General features: G+C 42.5%; 26 protein-coding genes. 22 read left to right on the top strand and 4 right to left on the bottom strand.

Annotation, left to right across the window (positions count from 1 at the left end):
* Positions 1 to 63 precede the first annotated feature (63 nt).
* From ACGTN9_RS09690 to ACGTN9_RS09675, 4 genes are all read left to right on the top strand, one after another.
* On the top strand, positions 64 to 546 hold the full coding sequence (locus ACGTN9_RS09690) for a hypothetical protein (protein ID WP_499592251.1): 483 nt from the start codon (positions 64 to 66) through the stop codon (positions 544 to 546).
* Complete coding sequence (locus ACGTN9_RS09685) at positions 539 to 1,063, top strand: GNAT family N-acetyltransferase (protein WP_499592249.1); 525 nt, start codon at positions 539 to 541, stop codon at positions 1,061 to 1,063. Before ACGTN9_RS09690 ends, ACGTN9_RS09685 begins: the two co-directional genes overlap by 8 nt.
* A 36-nt stretch (positions 1,064 to 1,099) precedes the next feature.
* Positions 1,100 to 1,399, top strand: a complete 300-nt coding sequence (locus ACGTN9_RS09680; protein ID WP_499592248.1) for a TIGR04104 family putative zinc finger protein — start codon at positions 1,100 to 1,102, stop codon at positions 1,397 to 1,399.
* An 85-nt stretch (positions 1,400 to 1,484) separates the two neighbouring features.
* Positions 1,485 to 1,985, top strand: a complete 501-nt coding sequence (locus ACGTN9_RS09675; protein WP_499592246.1) for a hypothetical protein — start codon at positions 1,485 to 1,487, stop codon at positions 1,983 to 1,985.
* A gap of 38 nt (positions 1,986 to 2,023) precedes the next feature.
* On the opposite strand, the gene ACGTN9_RS09670 is transcribed toward ACGTN9_RS09675, so the two are convergent.
* A complete protein-coding gene (locus tag ACGTN9_RS09670) occupies positions 2,024 to 2,278 on the bottom strand; it encodes a hypothetical protein (RefSeq protein ID WP_499592244.1) in 255 nt (84 codons plus the stop codon).
* Between the two features lie 178 nt (positions 2,279 to 2,456).
* On the opposite strand from ACGTN9_RS09670, the gene ACGTN9_RS09665 reads away from it, so the two are divergent.
* Together ACGTN9_RS09665 and ACGTN9_RS09660 are read left to right on the top strand one after the other, a co-directional pair.
* Positions 2,457 to 2,687, top strand: a complete 231-nt coding sequence (locus ACGTN9_RS09665; RefSeq protein ID WP_499592243.1) for an excisionase family DNA-binding protein — start codon at positions 2,457 to 2,459, stop codon at positions 2,685 to 2,687.
* Between the two features lie 229 nt (positions 2,688 to 2,916).
* Positions 2,917 to 4,302 carry an NADP-dependent glyceraldehyde-3-phosphate dehydrogenase gene (locus tag ACGTN9_RS09660; protein ID WP_499592440.1) on the top strand — a complete coding sequence of 462 codons (1,386 nt, stop codon included), beginning with the start codon at positions 2,917 to 2,919 and terminating at the stop codon, positions 4,300 to 4,302.
* Between the two features lie 160 nt (positions 4,303 to 4,462).
* Here the strand turns inward: ACGTN9_RS09660 and ACGTN9_RS09655 are convergent, their stop codons facing one another.
* Together ACGTN9_RS09655 and ACGTN9_RS09650 are read right to left on the bottom strand one after the other, a co-directional pair.
* Positions 4,463 to 5,239 (bottom strand): cytochrome c oxidase assembly protein, encoded by a 777-nt coding sequence (locus tag ACGTN9_RS09655; RefSeq protein WP_499592241.1) that lies wholly within the window; start codon positions 5,237 to 5,239, stop codon positions 4,463 to 4,465.
* Positions 5,232 to 5,720, bottom strand: coding sequence for a DUF2243 domain-containing protein (locus ACGTN9_RS09650; RefSeq protein ID WP_499592239.1), 489 nt, complete (start codon positions 5,718 to 5,720; stop codon positions 5,232 to 5,234). The genes ACGTN9_RS09655 and ACGTN9_RS09650 overlap by 8 nt, the downstream gene beginning before the upstream one ends.
* Positions 5,721 to 5,865: 145 nt before the next feature.
* Between ACGTN9_RS09650 and ACGTN9_RS09645 the strand changes: the two genes are divergently transcribed.
* Together ACGTN9_RS09645 and ACGTN9_RS09640 are read left to right on the top strand one after the other, a co-directional pair.
* Positions 5,866 to 6,255 carry a YuzC family spore coat inner layer protein gene (locus ACGTN9_RS09645; protein ID WP_499592237.1) on the top strand — a complete coding sequence of 130 codons (390 nt, stop codon included), beginning with the start codon at positions 5,866 to 5,868 and terminating at the stop codon, positions 6,253 to 6,255.
* Between the two features lie 156 nt (positions 6,256 to 6,411).
* Positions 6,412 to 7,008, top strand: coding sequence for a YpjP family protein (locus ACGTN9_RS09640; protein ID WP_499592235.1), 597 nt, complete (start codon positions 6,412 to 6,414; stop codon positions 7,006 to 7,008).
* Between the two features lie 119 nt (positions 7,009 to 7,127).
* On the opposite strand, the gene ACGTN9_RS09635 is transcribed toward ACGTN9_RS09640, so the two are convergent.
* On the bottom strand, positions 7,128 to 7,511 hold the full coding sequence (locus ACGTN9_RS09635; protein ID WP_499592233.1) for a RidA family protein: 384 nt from the start codon (positions 7,509 to 7,511) through the stop codon (positions 7,128 to 7,130).
* Between the two features lie 149 nt (positions 7,512 to 7,660).
* Here ACGTN9_RS09635 and ACGTN9_RS09630 point away from each other — a divergent pair, with 149 nt between their 5' ends.
* From ACGTN9_RS09630 to ACGTN9_RS09565, 14 genes are all read left to right on the top strand, one after another.
* Positions 7,661 to 8,863 (top strand): MFS transporter, encoded by a 1,203-nt coding sequence (locus tag ACGTN9_RS09630; protein WP_499592231.1) that lies wholly within the window; start codon positions 7,661 to 7,663, stop codon positions 8,861 to 8,863.
* A gap of 145 nt (positions 8,864 to 9,008) precedes the next feature.
* Complete coding sequence (locus ACGTN9_RS09625) at positions 9,009 to 9,314, top strand: PadR family transcriptional regulator (protein WP_499592229.1); 306 nt, start codon at positions 9,009 to 9,011, stop codon at positions 9,312 to 9,314.
* A 20-nt stretch (positions 9,315 to 9,334) separates the two neighbouring features.
* Entirely contained in the window at positions 9,335 to 10,507 is a 1,173-nt protein-coding gene (gene chrA, locus ACGTN9_RS09620; RefSeq protein ID WP_499592227.1) for a chromate efflux transporter, read from the top strand.
* 125 nt (positions 10,508 to 10,632) lie between these two features.
* Positions 10,633 to 11,097 carry an OsmC family protein gene (locus tag ACGTN9_RS09615; RefSeq protein WP_499592225.1) on the top strand — a complete coding sequence of 155 codons (465 nt, stop codon included), beginning with the start codon at positions 10,633 to 10,635 and terminating at the stop codon, positions 11,095 to 11,097.
* A 104-nt stretch (positions 11,098 to 11,201) separates the two neighbouring features.
* The gene (locus ACGTN9_RS09610; RefSeq protein WP_499592223.1) at positions 11,202 to 11,627 is read left to right on the top strand and encodes a DUF2935 domain-containing protein; all 426 of its coding nucleotides are present in this window, start codon (positions 11,202 to 11,204) and stop codon (positions 11,625 to 11,627) included.
* 153 nt (positions 11,628 to 11,780) lie between these two features.
* Entirely contained in the window at positions 11,781 to 12,239 is a 459-nt protein-coding gene (locus tag ACGTN9_RS09605; RefSeq protein WP_499592221.1) for an ASCH domain-containing protein, read from the top strand.
* Positions 12,240 to 12,294: 55 nt separating this feature from the next.
* Entirely contained in the window at positions 12,295 to 12,726 is a 432-nt protein-coding gene (locus ACGTN9_RS09600) for a DUF1801 domain-containing protein (protein ID WP_499592219.1), read from the top strand.
* Between the two features lie 111 nt (positions 12,727 to 12,837).
* Complete coding sequence (locus tag ACGTN9_RS09595; RefSeq protein ID WP_499592217.1) at positions 12,838 to 13,710, top strand: ABC transporter permease subunit; 873 nt, start codon at positions 12,838 to 12,840, stop codon at positions 13,708 to 13,710.
* Positions 13,707 to 14,741 carry an ABC transporter permease subunit gene (locus tag ACGTN9_RS09590; RefSeq protein WP_499592215.1) on the top strand — a complete coding sequence of 345 codons (1,035 nt, stop codon included), beginning with the start codon at positions 13,707 to 13,709 and terminating at the stop codon, positions 14,739 to 14,741. Before ACGTN9_RS09595 ends, ACGTN9_RS09590 begins: the two co-directional genes overlap by 4 nt.
* A gap of 17 nt (positions 14,742 to 14,758) precedes the next feature.
* Positions 14,759 to 15,169, top strand: a complete 411-nt coding sequence (locus ACGTN9_RS09585) for a VOC family protein (protein ID WP_499592213.1) — start codon at positions 14,759 to 14,761, stop codon at positions 15,167 to 15,169.
* Positions 15,170 to 15,372: 203 nt separating this feature from the next.
* Positions 15,373 to 16,356: a ring-cleaving dioxygenase gene (locus ACGTN9_RS09580; RefSeq protein WP_499592211.1), complete on the top strand. Its 984-nt coding sequence runs from the start codon at positions 15,373 to 15,375 to the stop codon at positions 16,354 to 16,356.
* A 104-nt stretch (positions 16,357 to 16,460) separates the two neighbouring features.
* A complete protein-coding gene (locus ACGTN9_RS09575) occupies positions 16,461 to 16,649 on the top strand; it encodes a hypothetical protein (protein WP_235062676.1) in 189 nt (62 codons plus the stop codon).
* A gap of 276 nt (positions 16,650 to 16,925) precedes the next feature.
* Positions 16,926 to 17,432 (top strand): GNAT family N-acetyltransferase, encoded by a 507-nt coding sequence (locus ACGTN9_RS09570; RefSeq protein WP_499592209.1) that lies wholly within the window; start codon positions 16,926 to 16,928, stop codon positions 17,430 to 17,432.
* Between the two features lie 26 nt (positions 17,433 to 17,458).
* Entirely contained in the window at positions 17,459 to 18,058 is a 600-nt protein-coding gene (locus ACGTN9_RS09565) for a kinase (RefSeq protein WP_499592207.1), read from the top strand.
* The last annotated feature ends 3 nt before the right edge of the window (positions 18,059 to 18,061 follow it).

Below are 18,061 nucleotides of genomic sequence, written 5' to 3'. Positions count from 1 at the left end.
GCGGGAAATATTTAAATTAGTCGGCAATATGGGGATTTTGTTGAAAAGGAAATGGTGGTATTTATGAGGAAGAATCGGAGCTGGTATCTGTTTTTAATGATTTTTTTGCTGATTGGATGTAATGACAGCCAGGGGGAAATACAACCCTATCAACTCCATTTCGTCTTGAGTGGTGAAAGTGAACATTGGAAGATAGAAGGTTATGAGCTGCAGTATGACGACAAGCGATATAAGTCTGGAAATGGCACATTGAAAATGAAAAACACAGATGAATATGCTTCTGATTACTTATCCATGGGGATTCAGGTGGTAATGCATGGAGAGGATGAAAGAGTTCAAAGCTATTCCGTATCGGGCAGCGATATGGATATCGTCAATCACCAAATCGGTACGATAGAAGGAAGTAAAATGGACAGCGGTGAAGTTATCAAAAAGGAAGATATTGATCAGGTATATGCAACTATTATTTGGCGGGACAGTCAAGAAGAAAAGGATTTAAAAGAGAGAATATTACTATATGAGAGAGAGGCCGATAGTATTGATTGAACTTCAGTATTTCACGCCTGATGATTTTGAACAACTAATTCGGTGGATAGATTCAAAAGAGTTCATGATGCAATGGGCCGGCCCTTCTTTGCATTTTCCATTAGATGAGCACCAGTTGACAGAATATATTTCAGGGGCCAATCATGACCAGGCAGAAAAATTCATCTACAAAGTCGTACATACAGAAACAGGTACTATGATTGGTCACATTTCCTTGGCAAGTATAGATAGAGATAATCGTACAGCAAGAATCGGCAGAGTTTTGGTAGCCGAACAGAATTGTAGAGGGCAGGGAATCTGCCAGCAAATGATTAAAAGAGTTGTAAGGATCGCATTCGATGATTTAGAGATGCACCGTGTTAGTTTAGGTGTGTTCGACTTCAATGCTTCAGCAATTTCCTGTTATGAAAAGGCGGGCTTCAAAAAAGAAGGGCTGCTTCGTGACTACAGGAAAGTCGGAGATGAATATTGGAGTCTGTGGGAGATGAGCATTCTTGAACACGAATGGGCGGGCTGATATATATAAGTAAAATTGGTAAGGGAGGTCATCAACATGCCAGTGTGTGATAATTGTAAAAAGAATTGGACCTGGAAAGAAACGGTTTTCAGTAAGTTAATGCTGAGCAGTAGTGCACTATGTCCTTACTGTGGAGAAAAGCAGTATGCATCTGCAAAAACACGGAAGCGGGGAGGCTTTATGGTTTTATCTGTAATCATACCGATGTTTATCGTGTCATTATTTGATTTCTCCATGTTGTTTTATATTTTATTTGGGCTGATCGTATTCTTAATTGTTATGGGACTATTACCATTGTATTACGAGCTTAGCAGCAAAGAGGAACCATTATGGTAATTATAACGGCCGACGGTTATATAAACCGTTGTACAAGTGAAGTGGAGTAATTAGAAAAAGTTTCATTGATCAGGAGGAAAAACAAGTGAAAGTCACATTTTCGTTGGCTATGTTTCTCACAATAGGTTTGTTGCTTACTGGCTGCACTTCAAAAGATAAAATGGATTTTTATGATCAAATTTACAGCAGTGATTTAACTGCAGAAGGAATCCAAGAAGTGTCTTTAGGTGCCTCTGAGCAAAAACTTGGAGAAATTTTCGGTACACCTGAGAAGGTGGAGGAGGTGGATACCCCACCGAGTCGCCACTATGTCTATGATAATTTAGAATTCAAGGTAGAGGGGGGAAGTGTCACTGGCTACATTCTTTCGCATGAGCGCTATGCTACCGCCCGCAATGTAACCATTGGGGATACAAAAGAACATATCATTGAAGCCTATGGTAAAAATTATTATGAGCGGACAGATACAGGAGCTGCAATAATTGGATACTTTGATAAACAACTGGAGCGGAATATCGAATTTACATTTAATGAGGAAGTTTTGACTGGAATCATGGTTTCTGCAATAAAAAGCGGAGCACAGTAAGATTCAGCTCCGCTTAGATTTAAAATGGGGGTTAAATATCACGTGAGGTCATGGTATCGTTTTTCATTGGACCGCCAGCTGACCCAGCCGTACAAAGCTCCGGCAATCAACCCGATGACAATTCGTTGTACAACATAGTCGAAAGTTATGCTGTCTTCCCGATATGCCTGGAACAGAAGGGAAACCAGTACAAATACGCCTCCGAACCCAAGCACACCATAGAGGGCGATGTATTTCCCTTTTCCTGCTTGTCTTGTTTTCTCCCATTTAGCTTTTCTACGATCTTCTGTCATTTTGTCACCACTCTCTATGAGTTGTTTTCTTATAAGCAAGAATTCTATGAACAATTATACCAAAGTGATAAAGTGATATAATATTCATCAACGGTTTGTTTTAGTTTTGACACATCCTTTTGAAAGAAAACATAGGATCGATTAGCTGTAAAAAATTCTATTAGGGGCAGGTGATCCGATGTATTTGACGATACAGGAAACCGCTGAATACCTGGATGTCCCGGTATCTTATCTTCATAAATTGGTTATAGAAAATAAAGTGAAAAGTATTGATGATGGTCAACAGGTATTGATCAATAAGGATCAGTTTTCGAATTATTTTGAGCAAGTGGAGAAGTACCGTGCTAAGCTCCAGGAATACTTGAGTGAGCCGCTTCCTCCTGATCCGGACATCAAAGATGAAGACTGAAAAGCAGAGCCTGCGTGCTCTGCTTTTTTGCTTATAGTAATTCCACCCAACAAAATTGGAACTTTATCACATTAACGTGAAAAACTAAGGATAAGCAAGTATAACCCTCGCTATTTGAGCTAGAAGCGGTTATTCCTAAAATGTTACCGCTTTATTGCGGTTTGAGAAATTATTTCTCATCCCTAATAATCAGAATAATCCAATTTTGAAGGAGTGGTACATTATCAGCATGACAGTGGAGAAAGAAAAAGTAGTTTATTCTGTAGCAGGAGAAGAAGCAATCGGGTCATTTTCATTGATGTCTCAAGAAGAAGTCAATCAGGCAATTACAGAGGCCAGTGAATCTCAACAGGGCTGGGCCGAAACAGAAGTATATAAGCGAGCGGACATTCTACATAAATGGGCCGATCGTTTACTCGAACAACAAGAAAAAATCGGTACGATGATTTACAAAGAAGTAGGAAAAAACAAAGCTTCTGCGATGAAAGAAGTCAAACGAACGGCCGATTTGATCCGATATACTGCTGAGGAAGGATGCCGTATTCATGGCGACATGCTCCGTGGCGATTCATTCCGAGGAGGAAGTTCTAACAAAATAGCGTTGGCGGACCGAGAACCCCTCGGTGTCGTTTTAGCAATATCCCCATTCAACTATCCAGTTAATTTAGCCGCATCAAAAATTGCCCCAGCATTGATTTCTGGAAATTCAGTGGTTTTTAAACCAGCATCTCAAGGCGCATTAAGCGGCCGTCTCATGGTTGATGCCTTGCTTGAAACTGAAATTCCAGAAGGTATTGTCCAACTGGTCACAGGAAAAGGCTCTGAAATCGGAGACTTTATTGTTACCCATCCAGAAATCAGCATGATCACGTTTACAGGAAGCACGGAGGTCGGTCAGTCCATCTCTGAAAAAGCGAAAATGATTCCTGTTGTTCTTGAATTAGGCGGAAAAGATCCAGCAATCGTTTTGGATGATGCTGACCTTGACCTGGCTGCCGACCAAATCGTAAGTGGTGCATATTCTTATTCCGGTCAGCGCTGTACAGCCATCAAACGTGTGTTAGTCGCTAATTCAGTCGCCGACCAGCTTTCTGAAAAAATCAAACAGAAAGTGGAAGGTCTGACAGTTGGGAATCCGGAAGACGACGCAGCTGTCACCCCTTTGATCGATGACAAAGCAGCAGACTTTGTACAAGGGTTGATTGATAACGCTCTGGAAAAAGGTGCGACATTAGTGACGGGCAACAAGCGGGAAGGCAACCTGATTTACCCGACATTGATTGATGATGTAACATCCGCTATGGACATTGCCTGGGAAGAGCCGTTCGGCCCAGTGCTTCCAATCATTCGAATCACTGATGAAAAAGACTTTGTATCCTTGGCCAATGAATCTCAATATGGCTTACAGGCAAGTATTTTCACAGCAGATGTCCAAAAAGCCATGGACATCGGAGGGAAGCTCCATGTCGGCTCTGTTCAGTTGAATGCTAAAACAGAGCGCGGACCAGATCATTTTCCATTTATTGGAGCGAAAAACTCCGGACTGGGTGCGCAAGGCATTCGCCGAAGCATCGAGTCCATGACCCGCGATAAGCTATTTGTTCTAAATATGTAAATTCGTTAAAAAGCGCCAGCCTTGGTAACTTACGGCCGGCGCTTTTTCGTCGTTTACCCAATAAAATGAGGGACTAGCTAATATATTTAAAAAACAGCCAATAAATCTAAGGTTTAGCCAATAAAACGGAAGCAGAACCCCTCGAGATCTCTGCTTCCGTTTAACTATCCTGCCAAGTTATTTGTGCTGCACGTTTCCGTGGCCGTGCCGACTGGTACCAATGAAGGCAAAGCAGGAAAATGATGATGATATCAATCATATCACCACCATAATACATTAACTTACCTCCAGCCTGTGCCTGGTCAGCAGGCACCCCGGAAGGCGGATTGGCATAAATGAATTTTGATAAAATGCCGTGACAAGCAAGAGCAATCACCAGCACAATAGCCCGATAAAGGTAGCTGAAACGGTGCGGGATCGGGTCGATGTAGATCATCGAGATAGTAAATAAGTATCCAGCCAAAAACACATGAATGTGTATGAAAACATGTAAGAGTATACTGTGGTGCATCATCATATAAAGATCAGTAGTGTAAAGCACCCACAGGCCACCGATATTAAGAATTGTCGCTGTCACCGGGTTGCTAAGTACACCGACTGGCCTACTCCGAAGCAGTCTTGTCAGTCGACGTGCAGATTTTACAGGCAACGTTCTAAGGAGCAGAGACATAGGAGCGGCAACCGTCATTAATAAAGGAGCCAGCATCCCTAAAAATAAGTGGCCGAGCATGTGTACAGTGAAGTCAGTGTGCGCGCGCTCTGCTAATGGTCCGGCAACAGATAGAATGGCAAAAGAGACCCCAACCGTCCATAAGGCACTACGGTATAGGGGCCAATGTCTGTGATGGCGGTTGGAAAGGTAGACTGCAACAATGTAAAGTCCTAGCAATAACACAAAAGGAACACTTAATATGAAAGCTGCGAGCGTATTATTCATTGGAAAGTGGGTTGGTCACTCCTCCCGTACCGGCCTGCCGCCGTGTCTTGAACAAGATAATCGAACCGGCAATGACCATAAGAATCGCCGTGATATTCCAAACCAAGTCATAAGGCAGAATGTCTACGTTGTAACGGATTTGGTGCAGCTGCATAAGTTTGTGCTGAATGGTCCCATCATACAATTGGAAGGCGCCCATTCCGAGTAATACGCCGCCCCACCATCTGGTTTTCCATAGCGCCTGTCGTCTTCGGAGGTCGGCATACATGAAGAGGCCGCCGATTGTCGCAAACCAGCTGAACGCATGAAAGAAACCATCCGATACGATACCAATTTGGGTAGTTGATTTATCATAAAAATGATGCCAATTGAGCAACTGGTGGAAAACAGATTCGTCAAAGAAAGCGACGAGCCCAAGCCCGAATAAGAAACCTGACCATAGGTTGCGAGAATAATAAGGATTTCGTGCACCGTTGGCCATAGAATCCTCCTTTTTAAAATGATCTGTAATGGTTTATATCCCAATATTGGAAAGATAAAACAATCGCATGAAAGAACAACTTCCGGATGCCATTGTTATGCATATACTTTTAGGAGAGTGAAAAAGAAGGGGAGGACAAATTAAGATGTATCCGATCTATTATCCATATGTACCGTACTATCAGTCTGGATATGGGTATCTTCCTTATGTTCCAGTCAGGTATCCGCAAGAACCGGTCTATCCACCGGTGGATTCTGCTATGTTTTCTGATTCGGCAGCAGCTATGGAAAAATTATTGGATGAAGCGAGCCTTGTCCTGCGCCGCCTTGCTGAATCAGAAACGTTTGCCCATGATGTGATGGCAGCAGCCCAGGTCAATGATATGAAAAAAGTCGATGCCCTATTGAAGTCGACAGGCATTCATTCCGGTGTCCAAACAAAAGTGAATCCCGATGGGCTCAATCTGCAGCTTTCCTCTGAAGTAGAAGGGGTCGATTGCTGTCATTTGACAATTGCGCTCAGGTGGAGGGTTTGACTCAGAGAGGGGCCAGGTTGTACGGCTGGTTCCTCTAAGCTTGATAAAATCTATTAGAAAAATTTGAAACTTTTCTCTAGGAAACTCGTATAACATATGGACAAGCATTTGTAACATGGTAGAATTTAAGAGAGTACATAAAAGGGAGTAATTCATATGAAGCTCTGGTTTAGAAAAGTTTCTGTCGTATTAATCGCAATTCTTACCCTTGGTTTATATATACCGCCGACTTATGCTGATGCGGAGACCCCTGCAAAAAAAGAGATAGCATCTCCGAAGGAAAAAGAAGATGCCTACATACCAGCTGAAGCAGTCATACCGGATGAAGAAATAACCCCAGAACCTCCATCGAGTGATTATTTGATCGATGTCCTGACTGAGCGTGCCAAAGAGCAGGCGGTCACAAAGTTAGGACCAAAAATTGCTACTAAAGTAGAAGATGAGTTTGCTGCTGTCATCCTGCCTGGAATCGAAGAAGTGGTAACAGCCCTTTTAGAAGAAGCAGAAGAACAAGTACCATATTATGAAATCTCAGAGCAGCCGGCGGCAGGGTATGGAGAGAAAATTTTCCATCTTTCCGACTACCGTACAAAAGGAGAGATTGCAAGATTTGATGTACGCCGGGAAAAACGTCCCGGAGAAGGATATTGGTTTAATTTCCACTATCACTTAAGCAAGGATGGATTTGAAAAACATCACGATATTGGGGAAATCTATTGGGATAAAAATACACCACCAAAATGGATGGCATAAACACCTTCTTTTTAAGAGGGTGTTTTTTATATTTTCCTTCTCTCTCTTGCCTAATAAAAGTATTCTTCCTCTAATTCAAATGAAGCAAATAAAAAGCCGGACCCACAGGCCCGGCTTCATTATTTATTTTTCACGGCTATCGCTTCAATCTCAACTTTCGCACCCTTTGGCAGTTTGCCTACTTCAACCGCTGCACGGGCAGGGTAAGGCTCGCTCAAAAAGCTGGCATACACGTCATTTACAACAGCAAAATCGTCCATGGAATCAAGATAGATGTTCGCTTTTGCGATATGGCTGTAATCGAGGCCCGCTTCTTCCAGGATGCCTCCGAGATTTTTCATTACCTGTTCAGCTTGCTCCTTCACATCGTCTGAGACGAACTTCTGTGTGGATGGGTCGAGTGGGATCTGGCCGGAAATATAAATGACATCTCCGACATCGACTGCCTGTGAGTAGGGACCGATAGCAGCAGGTGCTTTATCAGTAGCGATTGGTTTCAACATGCTTTGTCACTCCTCCTATGTATGATTATTTCTATCCTAACACGAGTATGGAAAATTCGGAATCGATTGACTTTGGTCCTTTAAACTCTTGTAGTGGGAAAGACGAAATGATATTTTCATATACAATAGTGTGATAGGAAGTGATTTTTGTGGGGCAACAAAAGCGTACATATAAAAACGGCTACACTTCAAAGGATAAACCATTCTGGATGGCGATCATCGCACTTGCGGCGGCCTCGATCATGACTTTTTCCAACATCTATATGCTGCAGCCAATCCTGCCGATATTCACACGGGAATTTGATGTATCGCCGACAGCATCCAGTTTATTAATCTCGCTTACAATAGTTTCCTTGATTATTGGGCTGCTTGTTTTCGGCTTGATGTCTGATCGCTGGGGCAGGGTGAAACTGATGAAAGTCACCATACTTCTCTCGATCATCCCCCTGTTCATCATGCCTTTCCTGGAATCTTTCGCGCTTCTGCTAGTACTAAGGTTCATCCAGGGTTTTTTTGTTGCTGGATTGCCGGCAGCAGCAATCGCCTATATCGGAGAAGAATTCGAACAGCGCAGTGTCCGAATCGGGATTTCCTTTTATATCGCGAGCAACGCAATTGGCGGCATGTTCGGGAGGGTATTCGTTGGCTATATAGCCGAGTATGCCTCCTGGCAAATGTCCTTATGGCTGCTGTTTGTGTTAGAAGCATTATTTTTCATAGCTTTCCTAATCCTTCTGCCAAAATCGCGGAACTTTGAAACAAGCGAACTTCCAATCAAAGAAGATCTGGCGGGAATGTTCATCCATTTGAAAGATAAAAACCTTATTCCGGCATTTTATATGGGGGTTGTCATCCAATTGGCGTTTACCGGTATATGGACTTATCTCCCATTTTACTTGAGTGACGCACCTTTCTATTTGTCGATCGGTACCATTACATTCGCTTATTTTGCTTATGGATTGGGACTGGTAAGCTCACCGGTTGCCAGTAAACTCTCTCTTTCGTTTGGTATGGGGAAAGTTGTAGTCACGAGTGTTTTCGTCATGCTTACAGGAGTTGTCCTGACTGCGGTACCGGTAGTAGCGCTTATTTATACTGGTCTCGGACTGATGTGTTTCGGTTTTTTCGTCGTCCATTCTATGGTGGCAGCTTCTGTCAATCAGACTGCTACCCATCATAAAGGTGGAGCCTCCAGTATTTATCTCGTAAGCTATTATATTGGTGTTGCATCAGGCGGGACATTGACCGGATTTCTCTGGGGAGCAATCGGCTGGCTCGGAGTCATAGCACTGGCTGTGTTGCTGATTCCAGGGGTGTTATGGGGACGACAGACATACCTGCGTACAGCTTAATTTAAAGGCACTAAGATTTTTGACTCAATCTAATAAAATGCTCAGGTATTATGCCTGGGCATTTTATTGTTGACCAGACAGCTGGTATTATATATAATCAATATCGGAATTCGATATTGAAAACCGATATCGGGAGGGTAATCAAATGGATAATAAAATTTTGAGGAAGTTATTTTTAGGGTTCATCCACATCCATATCCTGCACCATGCAAAAGAAGAAGCGATTTATGGCTCATGGATGCTGGAAGAACTTCATGAGCATGGATATGATATCAGTCCTGGAACTTTATATCCGATTCTCCATCATATGGAAGTGGATGGCTTGTTAGATAAAGAAGAAAAAAATGTGAACGGGAAAATCAGAAAATATTATCAGATTACCACAAAGGGAGAAACCATTCTCGAAGAGGCGCGAGCCAAAGCGTATGAATTGTTTAAAGAAATCAAGTGAAAGGCGGGAAATAAAGGACGATGAAAAGACTTTTAGAAATCTTAGCTGTATCAACGAAACTTGGGCTTACTTCCTTCGGTGGGCCAGTCGCTCATCTGGCTTACTTCAAAGATGAGTACATCGACCGCAGGAAATGGCTAGACGATAAAACATATGCAGACATCATTGCCTTGTGCCAGTTCCTCCCTGGACCAGCAAGCTCGCAAGTAGGTATATCCATCGGCATGCTGCGGGGAGGTATCCTGGGTGGTTTTGTCGCATGGTTTGGTTTCACTGTACCTTCGATTATTGTGTTAGTTATTTTTGCAATGCTGTACCAGACTTTTACGTTAGGGGATGCAGGGTTCATCCACAGCTTAAAAGTAGTTGCGGCAGCGGTGGTACTACATGCATTAATCGGATTAGGGAAAAAGCTGACTCCGGACAAAACACGAATAGCAATCGCGCTCGTCGCAGCAGCGATTATGTTATTATATCCGTCCGCATGGATGCAGATCATGGTTATCGTAGCGGCTGGATTGCTCGGAATAAAACTGTTCAAAGACAAAGCAGAATCAAAAGTGCAGACGTTCAAGGTGAATATTTCTAAAAAACTTGGGCTCACGTCGCTTGGCATCCTTGTGTTTACGCTTGTCATGTTGCCAGTGTTAACAAAAATGATAGACAATCCGCTCTTAAGCATTTTTGATACCTTTTTCCGTGTCGGCTCACTAGTCTTCGGCGGCGGTCATGTCGTACTTCCGATGATCGAGCGGGAAATTGTACCTCAAGGCTGGTTGACGGCGGATGAATTTCTGGCTGGCTATGGGATGGCACAGGCAGTACCTGGACCATTATTTACCTTCTCCAGTTACCTGGGAACGATGATGGAAGGAATAGCCGGCGCAATCGTCTCGACTATTGGTATTTTCCTGCCTTCCTTTCTATTAATTATTGCAGCCTTACCATTTTTGAATGAATTGCGTAAAAGAAAGGATTTCCAAGGCATCCTGATGGGTGTCAATGCCAGCGTAGTGGGGATATTGTTGGCGGCATTCTATGATCCGGTAATCAAAAGTTCTATTTTCGATGCCGCTGATTTTGCCTTAGGAGCGATATTGTTTGCATTATTGAATATTTGGAAGGTACCTGCCTGGATGATTGTGATTCTTGGTGTGGCAGGCGGTTATTTCTTTAGTCTCATCAATTTTTAAAAGCTGCAGGTAAACTGCAGTTTTTTTTATAATACATTGCTCAATATTTCACAATTTGTCCATGGATTTCTCCTCAAGAATGTTTATAATAAAAGTATATTAAGATACCGGAAGGGGTAATCAACATGCCAAACACAACTTTTTATGCCACTGCACAACTCCAGGAAGGAATGCAGGTCAAAGCAACATCCAGAAATTTTGAAGTGACCATCGACGAACCAGCACAAATGGGAGGAACCGACACTGGTATGAATCCAGTGGAGCTATTGTTAACTGCGCTGGGTGCCTGTCAGGCTATTGTTGCACGTGCCTATGCCAGACAATTTGATATAGCGTTTGATGATTTCCGGGTAGAGGTAGCCGGAGATCTTGATACAGATGGTTTTATGCATAAGTCTGACGTACGTAGCGGCTATAGCGACATCCGATATACGATTCATATCGAGACAGACGCACCACAAGAGAAGGTGGCGGAGTTCATAGCTTTCATTGAAAAAACATGCCCGGTAGGCGATACGATAGCTAACCCGGTCAATCTGAAGCTGGATGATTTCGTTATCAACAAGAAAAAACAAGCTGCTGCAGGATAAGGACAAAGACAAGGACTGGCGGTGATATTCCTCAATCGCTAGTTCTTTTTTTGTCTGTGCCCTTCATATAGTAAAAGAGAAAAATAGGATGGAGGGGTACGTCTATGCAATTTTACTATGGACACCAAATGCCATTGCGTGTCCTTGACGAAGCAGAGTTTTGGAAGCACCAGGAAGAGGAGCATACCGTCGTCATTCGGGAACTAGTACCTAACCTGGAACAAAATTATGTACAAGCATTAGCCCAGTGGGAAAAAGATTTCGCGGTCGCGCACCAACGAGTAGTCCGTTATATTGAAACAGTAAACCGATCGAAAGGACAAGTTACAGCAAGTCTATACCAGGATATTATGCAGCTCGTCTCATTCTGTCTCTCGCAAAGCCAGCAATTCATCAACTTCTGCCGCAGCTTGATGGAAGATAGCGAACCGATCAGTAATAATCCGACCGCCAAAGTAGTATTGAATCATATCATTGTCGAATCGGAGTATTTTATAGGGGTAGCCCAGACAATCTTGTACCAGTGTTAGAGTTATCGGTGCATCCTGTTGATAAGGGATGCACTTTTTTTATTACTTTTAAAAGGGGATTACAGGAAATGGTAGAATAACTAGATTATTACCTTTTATTAAGGAGGGTGAGGGGGAAAGTCGTGAGAAATCAACAAATGAGGAGAACTGGATATGAATGAATCAGCACAAAAATACTGGAATGAATACTTAGTTAACCATCCTGAAGAAAAAACAACTCCTGTCACCGCCTGGCAATTTGGAGCTGATCCGGATGAGCTGGCTCAATTAGTGATTGACGGGTATAAAACCGCTACTTGCTCTGGGCACGTTTTTTATGAAATGGAAAGCGAGCCTATTCCTGCAGTTGGGGAATATAGCATCATCTTGAACAGTGAGGACTTACCAGTTGCCATTATTAAAACCATCCAAGTAGAAATATTGCCGATGAATAAGGTATCGGAAGAGTTTGCGATTTCAGAAGGGGAAGGCGATCGAACCTATCGTTATTGGTGGGAGGTGCACGAAAGGTTTTTCAAACGAGAATTACAAGAGGTCGGAATGGAGTTTTCTGAGAATATGCTGCTCGTGTGCGAGCGTTTTGAATTAGTGGACGTTAATGAAAATTATTAATGAGCTTTTGCTGATTGTATCAAGGACTATAAGCAAAATTTGAATGGGATGAGGGGTGAGGACTATCGGATACGAATTGAAAACCAAGCAAAATGATAATAGTGTCATTGATTTTATCGATAGTGTGGAAAGTTCAAAGAAGCGGGAGGATGCCTGGCGGTTATTAGATATCTTTACCGAAGCGACTGGGTACCACGCCCATATGTGGGGGACGAGTATCATCGGCTTCGGCAGCTATCATTATAAATATGCTTCCGGCCACGAAGGTGACGCTCCATTGGTCGGTTTTTCTCCACGCAAAGCGAAGATAAGCCTGTACTTTGCCACCGGGGATGACAACGAAGAACTGCTGAAAGATTTCGGCAAACATACCAAAGGAAAAGCGTGTGTTTATATTAATAAATTGGCGGATGTAGATGTTGATGTATTAAAGAAATTGATCCATCAATCTGTGAACTTCCTGCAAAAGACATATCCCGATCAATAATTTAACGATTAGGGCTGATAGAATCTCAGCCTTTTTTCATGCATTAGGGTAGTCAGTAGGACGAGCTTCCTATAAGATAAAAGGAAAAGATTGTTACCGGAGGATATATTGATGAAATGGGGATCATACATAGCACGAGAGGTGACTAAGCCTCTTTTTTTAATCATTGGTATTTTCATTGTAAGCGTTTCACCTTTGTTCATGTCGGTGGAGGGGTTTGTCTGGCCAGGTTTACAAGTGTTCACACCTATCTGGAAGCAATTGATGGAGCCGGGTTTACTGATATATGTCAACCCGACATCCGGGGTTGAAAGAGATTTATTCCCTTTCATATTCAAAGCATTCCGAAGTTCCATGACCATTCTGGGAATCGCGCTTTCTGCTTCCTTTTGTATCGCGCTTCTTGGAACGATACTCTTATGGCGGGCTCCTAAAAAGGTATATAACGCTTTTGTGGCTACAACCTCTTTTTTGCAAAGCATTCCGGATATAGTGTTTGTAGTAGCAGCACAAATGCTATTAGTCTGGCTGTATCAGAAAACGGGGATGAATGTTGCGAAAGTTTCAGGTGCCGGTGCTGAAGAAGCTGTCCTGGCACCAGCGGTTGTATTGGCGGTATTGCCAACAATGTATTTCTTCCAATCCATGCTGGAACTGGTGGAAGAAGAACGGAAAGAACATTATTATGAACTTGCTGTTAGCAAGGGGTTAACTAAATCCTACATATTGTTAATGCACATTTTGAGAAATATGTTCGTCCGGCTAGCCTACCAGGCAAAGTTTCTGGTCAGTATCATGATCAGCAATCTCCTGATTATTGAGTACTTGTTCAACAATCTTGGAATGACATCATTTTTACTGGATTATTCACAGCCTCCTGTGTTCTTTGTGACAGCTTTGCTATTTTTCATTCCAATTTACCTTTTTCTTAAGTTGATTGAGTTAGCACTTTACTTGTCAACGAAGCAGGAGGTGTCCTTATGAGGAAGAAAATTGTCACACAACCGCTGCTGGTAGCTGGTCTTGGATTTATTGTTGTGATGTTGGCGGCAAGTTTTATCCATATGGGTTTCTTTGATTCTTACGTAGCTAAAACCCCTTACCTATATGACAGTGACAATAATATGGTCGGTGCCCCGTTCGCTCCTTTCGACTATTCTATTCTGGGGACAGACTTTAATGGCAATCATCTTATTTATTATATTTTGAAAGGTGCCAAGTACACGATTTTAGGTGCTTTTTCCATTGGACTGGTGAGCTTTTTTGTTGCTTTTTTAATCGGGGTACCTCTTGGTTTCAAATTCAAAGGAACAGCCAAGGTAGTAGAAAACACTATTTCTGTCCTGTATTTTATACCTGCGTCACTTATTGCTTATAACCTGTTAAAGCCTTTGCTTTGGCAGCCGTTTGAAGGGTTTCCGACAAGCCTTGCATTCCGCCTCACGTTGGAGGTTCTGGTGATCAGCATGTTACTGATTCCACCTGCTGCTATACTGATCGCAAGTGAAACGAGCGTCATTTTAAAAAGAGATTTTGTCATCTCCAGTAGAGTGTTAGGAGGGAATCCTTTCCATTTATTCCGCTACCATTTGTTCCCTCACCTGAAGCATAGTTTGATTAACTTGTTTACCAGGCAAACGATTCAAGCCATATTAGTAATGACCCACTTAGGAGTATTTGAACTCTTCTTTGGCGGAACACTTGTAGATTACAGTTTGATGGGAAGCCGTCCGGTTCCAGTCACCTACGACTGGGCTTCACTGATTGGTATGTACTATTATAATTTACAGACTCATGCACCCTGGTTAGTAGGAATTCCACTGATTTTTCTTGTATTGTTCGTCCTCTCCCTGCTTGGGATCGCACGTGGAGTAAAGAATATCATAACCCCTCCACTCCTTCCTGCAGGGCTAAGGACTAAGGCGCAAACAGAAAAGAGCACGGAGCCACAATTGAATCCCTCTAATTTTATAATGGTAAGTGGATCAAATTCACATAAGGAAAACCATGGATAAGGAAGGATGGCGTGATGATGAAAGAAAAGCTATTGCGAGTAGGGACTACGTATATTCCGGTTGCAGATGTGGAGGAAGCGAAAAACTGGTATGTGAATAATTTGGATGCCGAATTAAGCTATCAGGATGAAGATAAAGCAATTATCAACCTAGCAGACCAGAGCTTTTTTTTAGTGAAAACGCAAGAAAACGAGACAGCTAATTTCATAGACCAGAAAGGTAAGGCACACTTTTCGTTAACATTTGAAGTGGATGGATGGAATGCGCTGGAAGCACTACATAAAGAATTAAGAGACAAAGGAGTAAGGGTGGGGGAAATAGAGGACCGCGGTCATCCAGGAAACAATTTTGTGTTCTGGGATCTAGATAAAAATCTATTTGATGTCTGGAGCGAGTTAAGTCCTTCCTTCAAAAAGAGAAAGCAATAAAAAGGATTTCTATGCAAATTCAAGCAGTCAATTCATAACTCTTCCTATTCATTTACTGATGGGAGGAGTTTTTTTGCCAATTGGTGTACTGGGACCAGCTGAAGTTTATAGTTTGACAGTGTATTTTAAACGTATTATATTTATCTTGAAATCGAAATAATTCAGAGATTCAGATAGATACAATGGAAACAGGAGGTAAAATCATGAATGAATTAAAAGGGATTCATCACGTTACAGCGATTACGAGCAGTGCGGAAAAGAATTATGAATTCTTCACCTATGTGCTCGGCATGCGTCTTGTTAAAAAGACGGTCAACCAGGATGATATCCGCACATACCATTTGTTTTTTGCTGACGATAAAGGCAGCCCGGGAACCGATATGACGTTTTTCGATTTCCCTGGCATTCCGAAAGGTACCCATGGTACAAACGAAATATCTAAAACATCATTCCGCGTACCTGATGATGCAGCGCTTGATTACTGGGTGAAGCGGTTTGACCGGCTGGAAGTGAAGCATGAAGGTATCAAGAAACAGTTTGGCAAGAAAGTGCTTCCGTTCGTTGATTTTGATGCCCAGCAATATCAATTAATTTCCGATGAAAATGATAACGGGGTTGCACCTGGTACTCCCTGGCAGGATGGACCGATTCCGTTAGAATATGCGATTACGGGGTTAGGGCCGCTGTTTGTTCGTGTCGACAATATCGATTATTTCAAAAAAATGATGGAGAAAGTGCTTCTATTTAAAGAAATCGATCAGGCCGGCGCATTCCATTTGTTTGAAGTAGGAGAAGGCGGTAATGGCGGTCAGGTAGTTGTAGAATATAATACAGTTCTGCCACCGGCTCGCCAAGGATTCGGCACGGTTCACCATGCTGCCTTCCGGGTGGAAGACCGCTCCGTACTTGACGAATGGCAGGAGCGGATGGAAAGCTTTAACTTCCGAACATCCGGCTATGTCAATCGCCACTTCTTCGGGTCTCTATATAGCAATGTGGCTCCGCAAATCTTATTTGAATTCGCAACCGACGGACCTGGATTCATGGGGGATGAACCTTATGAAACATTAGGAGAAAAATTATCCCTGCCTCCATTCCTGGAGCCGAAGCGGGAAGCCATTGAAGCTAAAGTACGGCCAATTGATACCGTAAGAAGTACGAAAAATATTGAAAAAGAATATGAATGATAGACTTAGAGGCGTCTTCTTGAAATAAGAAGACGCCTTTCTGCAGGAATTGAAAGGGAAAAGGAGAATTTATTAATAAGCGAATATAAAAATTAAATAAGGAGATGGTGTGGTTGAGCAAGGAGAAATGTCCGAAATGCAGTGGAACGAAACTTGTGGAAGGTACAGATTACACACACGTAAGGCCCTTGGGTAAACCAATGAGCATGGGATCCAATAAAATTTACACCTATTGTGTCAACTGTGGAGAAATTGTTTCCATTCGTATCGAATACCCGCATAAAATTGGATGATAGCACGCCGTCTTGTTCAACTTACAACAGACTGGGAGGTGAAAGACTTTTTGAGTATTACCTCTATTGTTATGGTAATAGTAGGAGCAGTAATGGCGTGGGGGATTCCTATTGCTCTAATTGTTGCCATTTTCCTCCTGTTTAAGAGAAGTATACGGCCTAATACAACAAAGAATCACTGATTATGCTGGAGGATTTTTTTATGGGAGTTTTATAATACATATTTAAGCAGAACGACTACAACCAGAAAACTGAGAACAGAGGTGTTTAGAGAAAATGCAAATTTATACAGAAAGAAGATTAGATGTCCGTTCCTATGAAGATGAAGATATGGATTTCCTTGCAGGTATGCTGTCAGATCCTCAGATGGTCCGTTATATCGGTGAGGGAACGCCGAAAAACAAGGATGAGGCGAAAGAGTTTTTACAGTGGATCTACCGTACATATGAGCATGGCGAAGATATGGGATTTAAGGTTCTCGTCAGGAAAGAAGATAATGTTCCTGTGGGCCATGCCGGTCTGGTGCCCCGGGAATTGGATGGAGCAAAAGAAATAGAAATCGGATATTGGATAGCCCGTGACTACTGGGGCCAAGGTTATGCGACTGAAGCAGCCAAGGCATTCCTTGATTATGGGCATTACCAGCTTGGTATTAAACGATTCATTGCAATCATCCAGCCTGCCAACATGGCTTCCCGGCATGTGGCACAGAAAATCGGCATGCATCTGGAAAAGAGAATGGTGCTGGCTGGCCAGGAAGTTTACGTCTACGCAAAGGATTAGAAAAGTAAGCGTGAAGCAGGTGAGCGGTGTTGAAAGCAGAAGTCGATAAACTGGCTGATATTATTAAAGACAAGGTAACTGATCATCAAAGATACGTAGTAGGAATAGATGGCTTAAGCCGTTCTGGTAAAACCACTTTTGCCAGTGAACTGGGTAAAAGGATTGAAGCGGAGAATATTCTTTATCGCACATTCCATATGGATGATCATATTGTGGAACGGAGAAAACGTTATGATACTGGTCAGGAAGAATGGTATGAATATTATCGTTTACAGTGGAATGTAATGGGTTTACGCAGAGAACTCTTTGAAAAGATCAGGAATTTATCTCAGGTGACATTGGACTTTTATGATAAAGACTCAGATACACACCGAAGACGCACGATCACCCTTCCGGAAAATGGTCTCATTATTGTCGAAGGAGTATTTCTTCAAAGAAGTGAATGGAAAGATTACTTTGATTATATGGTATATCTTGATTGGCCACGGGAAAAAAGATTCCTTCGAGAGAAAGAGGCAATCAGGACGAATATCTCGAAGTTCATCAACCGCTACTGGAAGGCGGAAGAATATTATACCGATAAGGAGCATCCGATGGAAAATGCCGATATGGTCGTAGAAGCCTGAAAG

It is taken from the genome of Halobacillus sp. B23F22_5, from assembly GCF_043497085.1.
Classification (GTDB): domain Bacteria; phylum Bacillota; class Bacilli; order Bacillales; family Halobacillaceae; genus Thalassobacillus.
Note: the sequence above shows the minus strand (reverse complement) of the source record. Positions and strands in the feature narration are given on the sequence as shown.

Excerpts from the sequence above, each read along its gene's own strand:
- ACGTN9_RS09690 (WP_499592251.1), top strand. The coding sequence starts at position 64 with ATGAGGAAGAATCGGAGCTGGTATCTGTTTTTAATGATTTTTTTGCTG.
- ACGTN9_RS09680 (WP_499592248.1), top strand. The coding sequence starts at position 1,100 with ATGCCAGTGTGTGATAATTGTAAAAAGAATTGGACCTGGAAAGAAACG.
- ACGTN9_RS09670 (WP_499592244.1), bottom strand. The coding sequence starts at position 2,278 with ATGACAGAAGATCGTAGAAAAGCTAAATGGGAGAAAACAAGACAAGCA.
- ACGTN9_RS09665 (WP_499592243.1), top strand. The coding sequence starts at position 2,457 with ATGTATTTGACGATACAGGAAACCGCTGAATACCTGGATGTCCCGGTA.
- ACGTN9_RS09660 (WP_499592440.1), top strand. The coding sequence starts at position 2,917 with ATGACAGTGGAGAAAGAAAAAGTAGTTTATTCTGTAGCAGGAGAAGAA.
- ACGTN9_RS09655 (WP_499592241.1), bottom strand. The coding sequence starts at position 5,239 with ATGAATAATACGCTCGCAGCTTTCATATTAAGTGTTCCTTTTGTGTTA.
- ACGTN9_RS09650 (WP_499592239.1), bottom strand. The coding sequence starts at position 5,720 with ATGGCCAACGGTGCACGAAATCCTTATTATTCTCGCAACCTATGGTCA.
- ACGTN9_RS09645 (WP_499592237.1), top strand. The coding sequence starts at position 5,866 with ATGTATCCGATCTATTATCCATATGTACCGTACTATCAGTCTGGATAT.
- ACGTN9_RS09640 (WP_499592235.1), top strand. The coding sequence starts at position 6,412 with ATGAAGCTCTGGTTTAGAAAAGTTTCTGTCGTATTAATCGCAATTCTT.
- ACGTN9_RS09635 (WP_499592233.1), bottom strand. The coding sequence starts at position 7,511 with ATGTTGAAACCAATCGCTACTGATAAAGCACCTGCTGCTATCGGTCCC.
- ACGTN9_RS09625 (WP_499592229.1), top strand. The coding sequence starts at position 9,009 with ATGGATAATAAAATTTTGAGGAAGTTATTTTTAGGGTTCATCCACATC.
- chrA (WP_499592227.1), top strand. The coding sequence starts at position 9,335 with ATGAAAAGACTTTTAGAAATCTTAGCTGTATCAACGAAACTTGGGCTT.
- ACGTN9_RS09615 (WP_499592225.1), top strand. The coding sequence starts at position 10,633 with ATGCCAAACACAACTTTTTATGCCACTGCACAACTCCAGGAAGGAATG.
- ACGTN9_RS09610 (WP_499592223.1), top strand. The coding sequence starts at position 11,202 with ATGCAATTTTACTATGGACACCAAATGCCATTGCGTGTCCTTGACGAA.
- ACGTN9_RS09605 (WP_499592221.1), top strand. The coding sequence starts at position 11,781 with ATGAATGAATCAGCACAAAAATACTGGAATGAATACTTAGTTAACCAT.
- ACGTN9_RS09595 (WP_499592217.1), top strand. The coding sequence starts at position 12,838 with ATGAAATGGGGATCATACATAGCACGAGAGGTGACTAAGCCTCTTTTT.
- ACGTN9_RS09590 (WP_499592215.1), top strand. The coding sequence starts at position 13,707 with ATGAGGAAGAAAATTGTCACACAACCGCTGCTGGTAGCTGGTCTTGGA.
- ACGTN9_RS09585 (WP_499592213.1), top strand. The coding sequence starts at position 14,759 with ATGAAAGAAAAGCTATTGCGAGTAGGGACTACGTATATTCCGGTTGCA.
- ACGTN9_RS09580 (WP_499592211.1), top strand. The coding sequence starts at position 15,373 with ATGAATGAATTAAAAGGGATTCATCACGTTACAGCGATTACGAGCAGT.
- ACGTN9_RS09575 (WP_235062676.1), top strand. The coding sequence starts at position 16,461 with ATGGTGTGGTTGAGCAAGGAGAAATGTCCGAAATGCAGTGGAACGAAA.
- ACGTN9_RS09570 (WP_499592209.1), top strand. The coding sequence starts at position 16,926 with ATGCAAATTTATACAGAAAGAAGATTAGATGTCCGTTCCTATGAAGAT.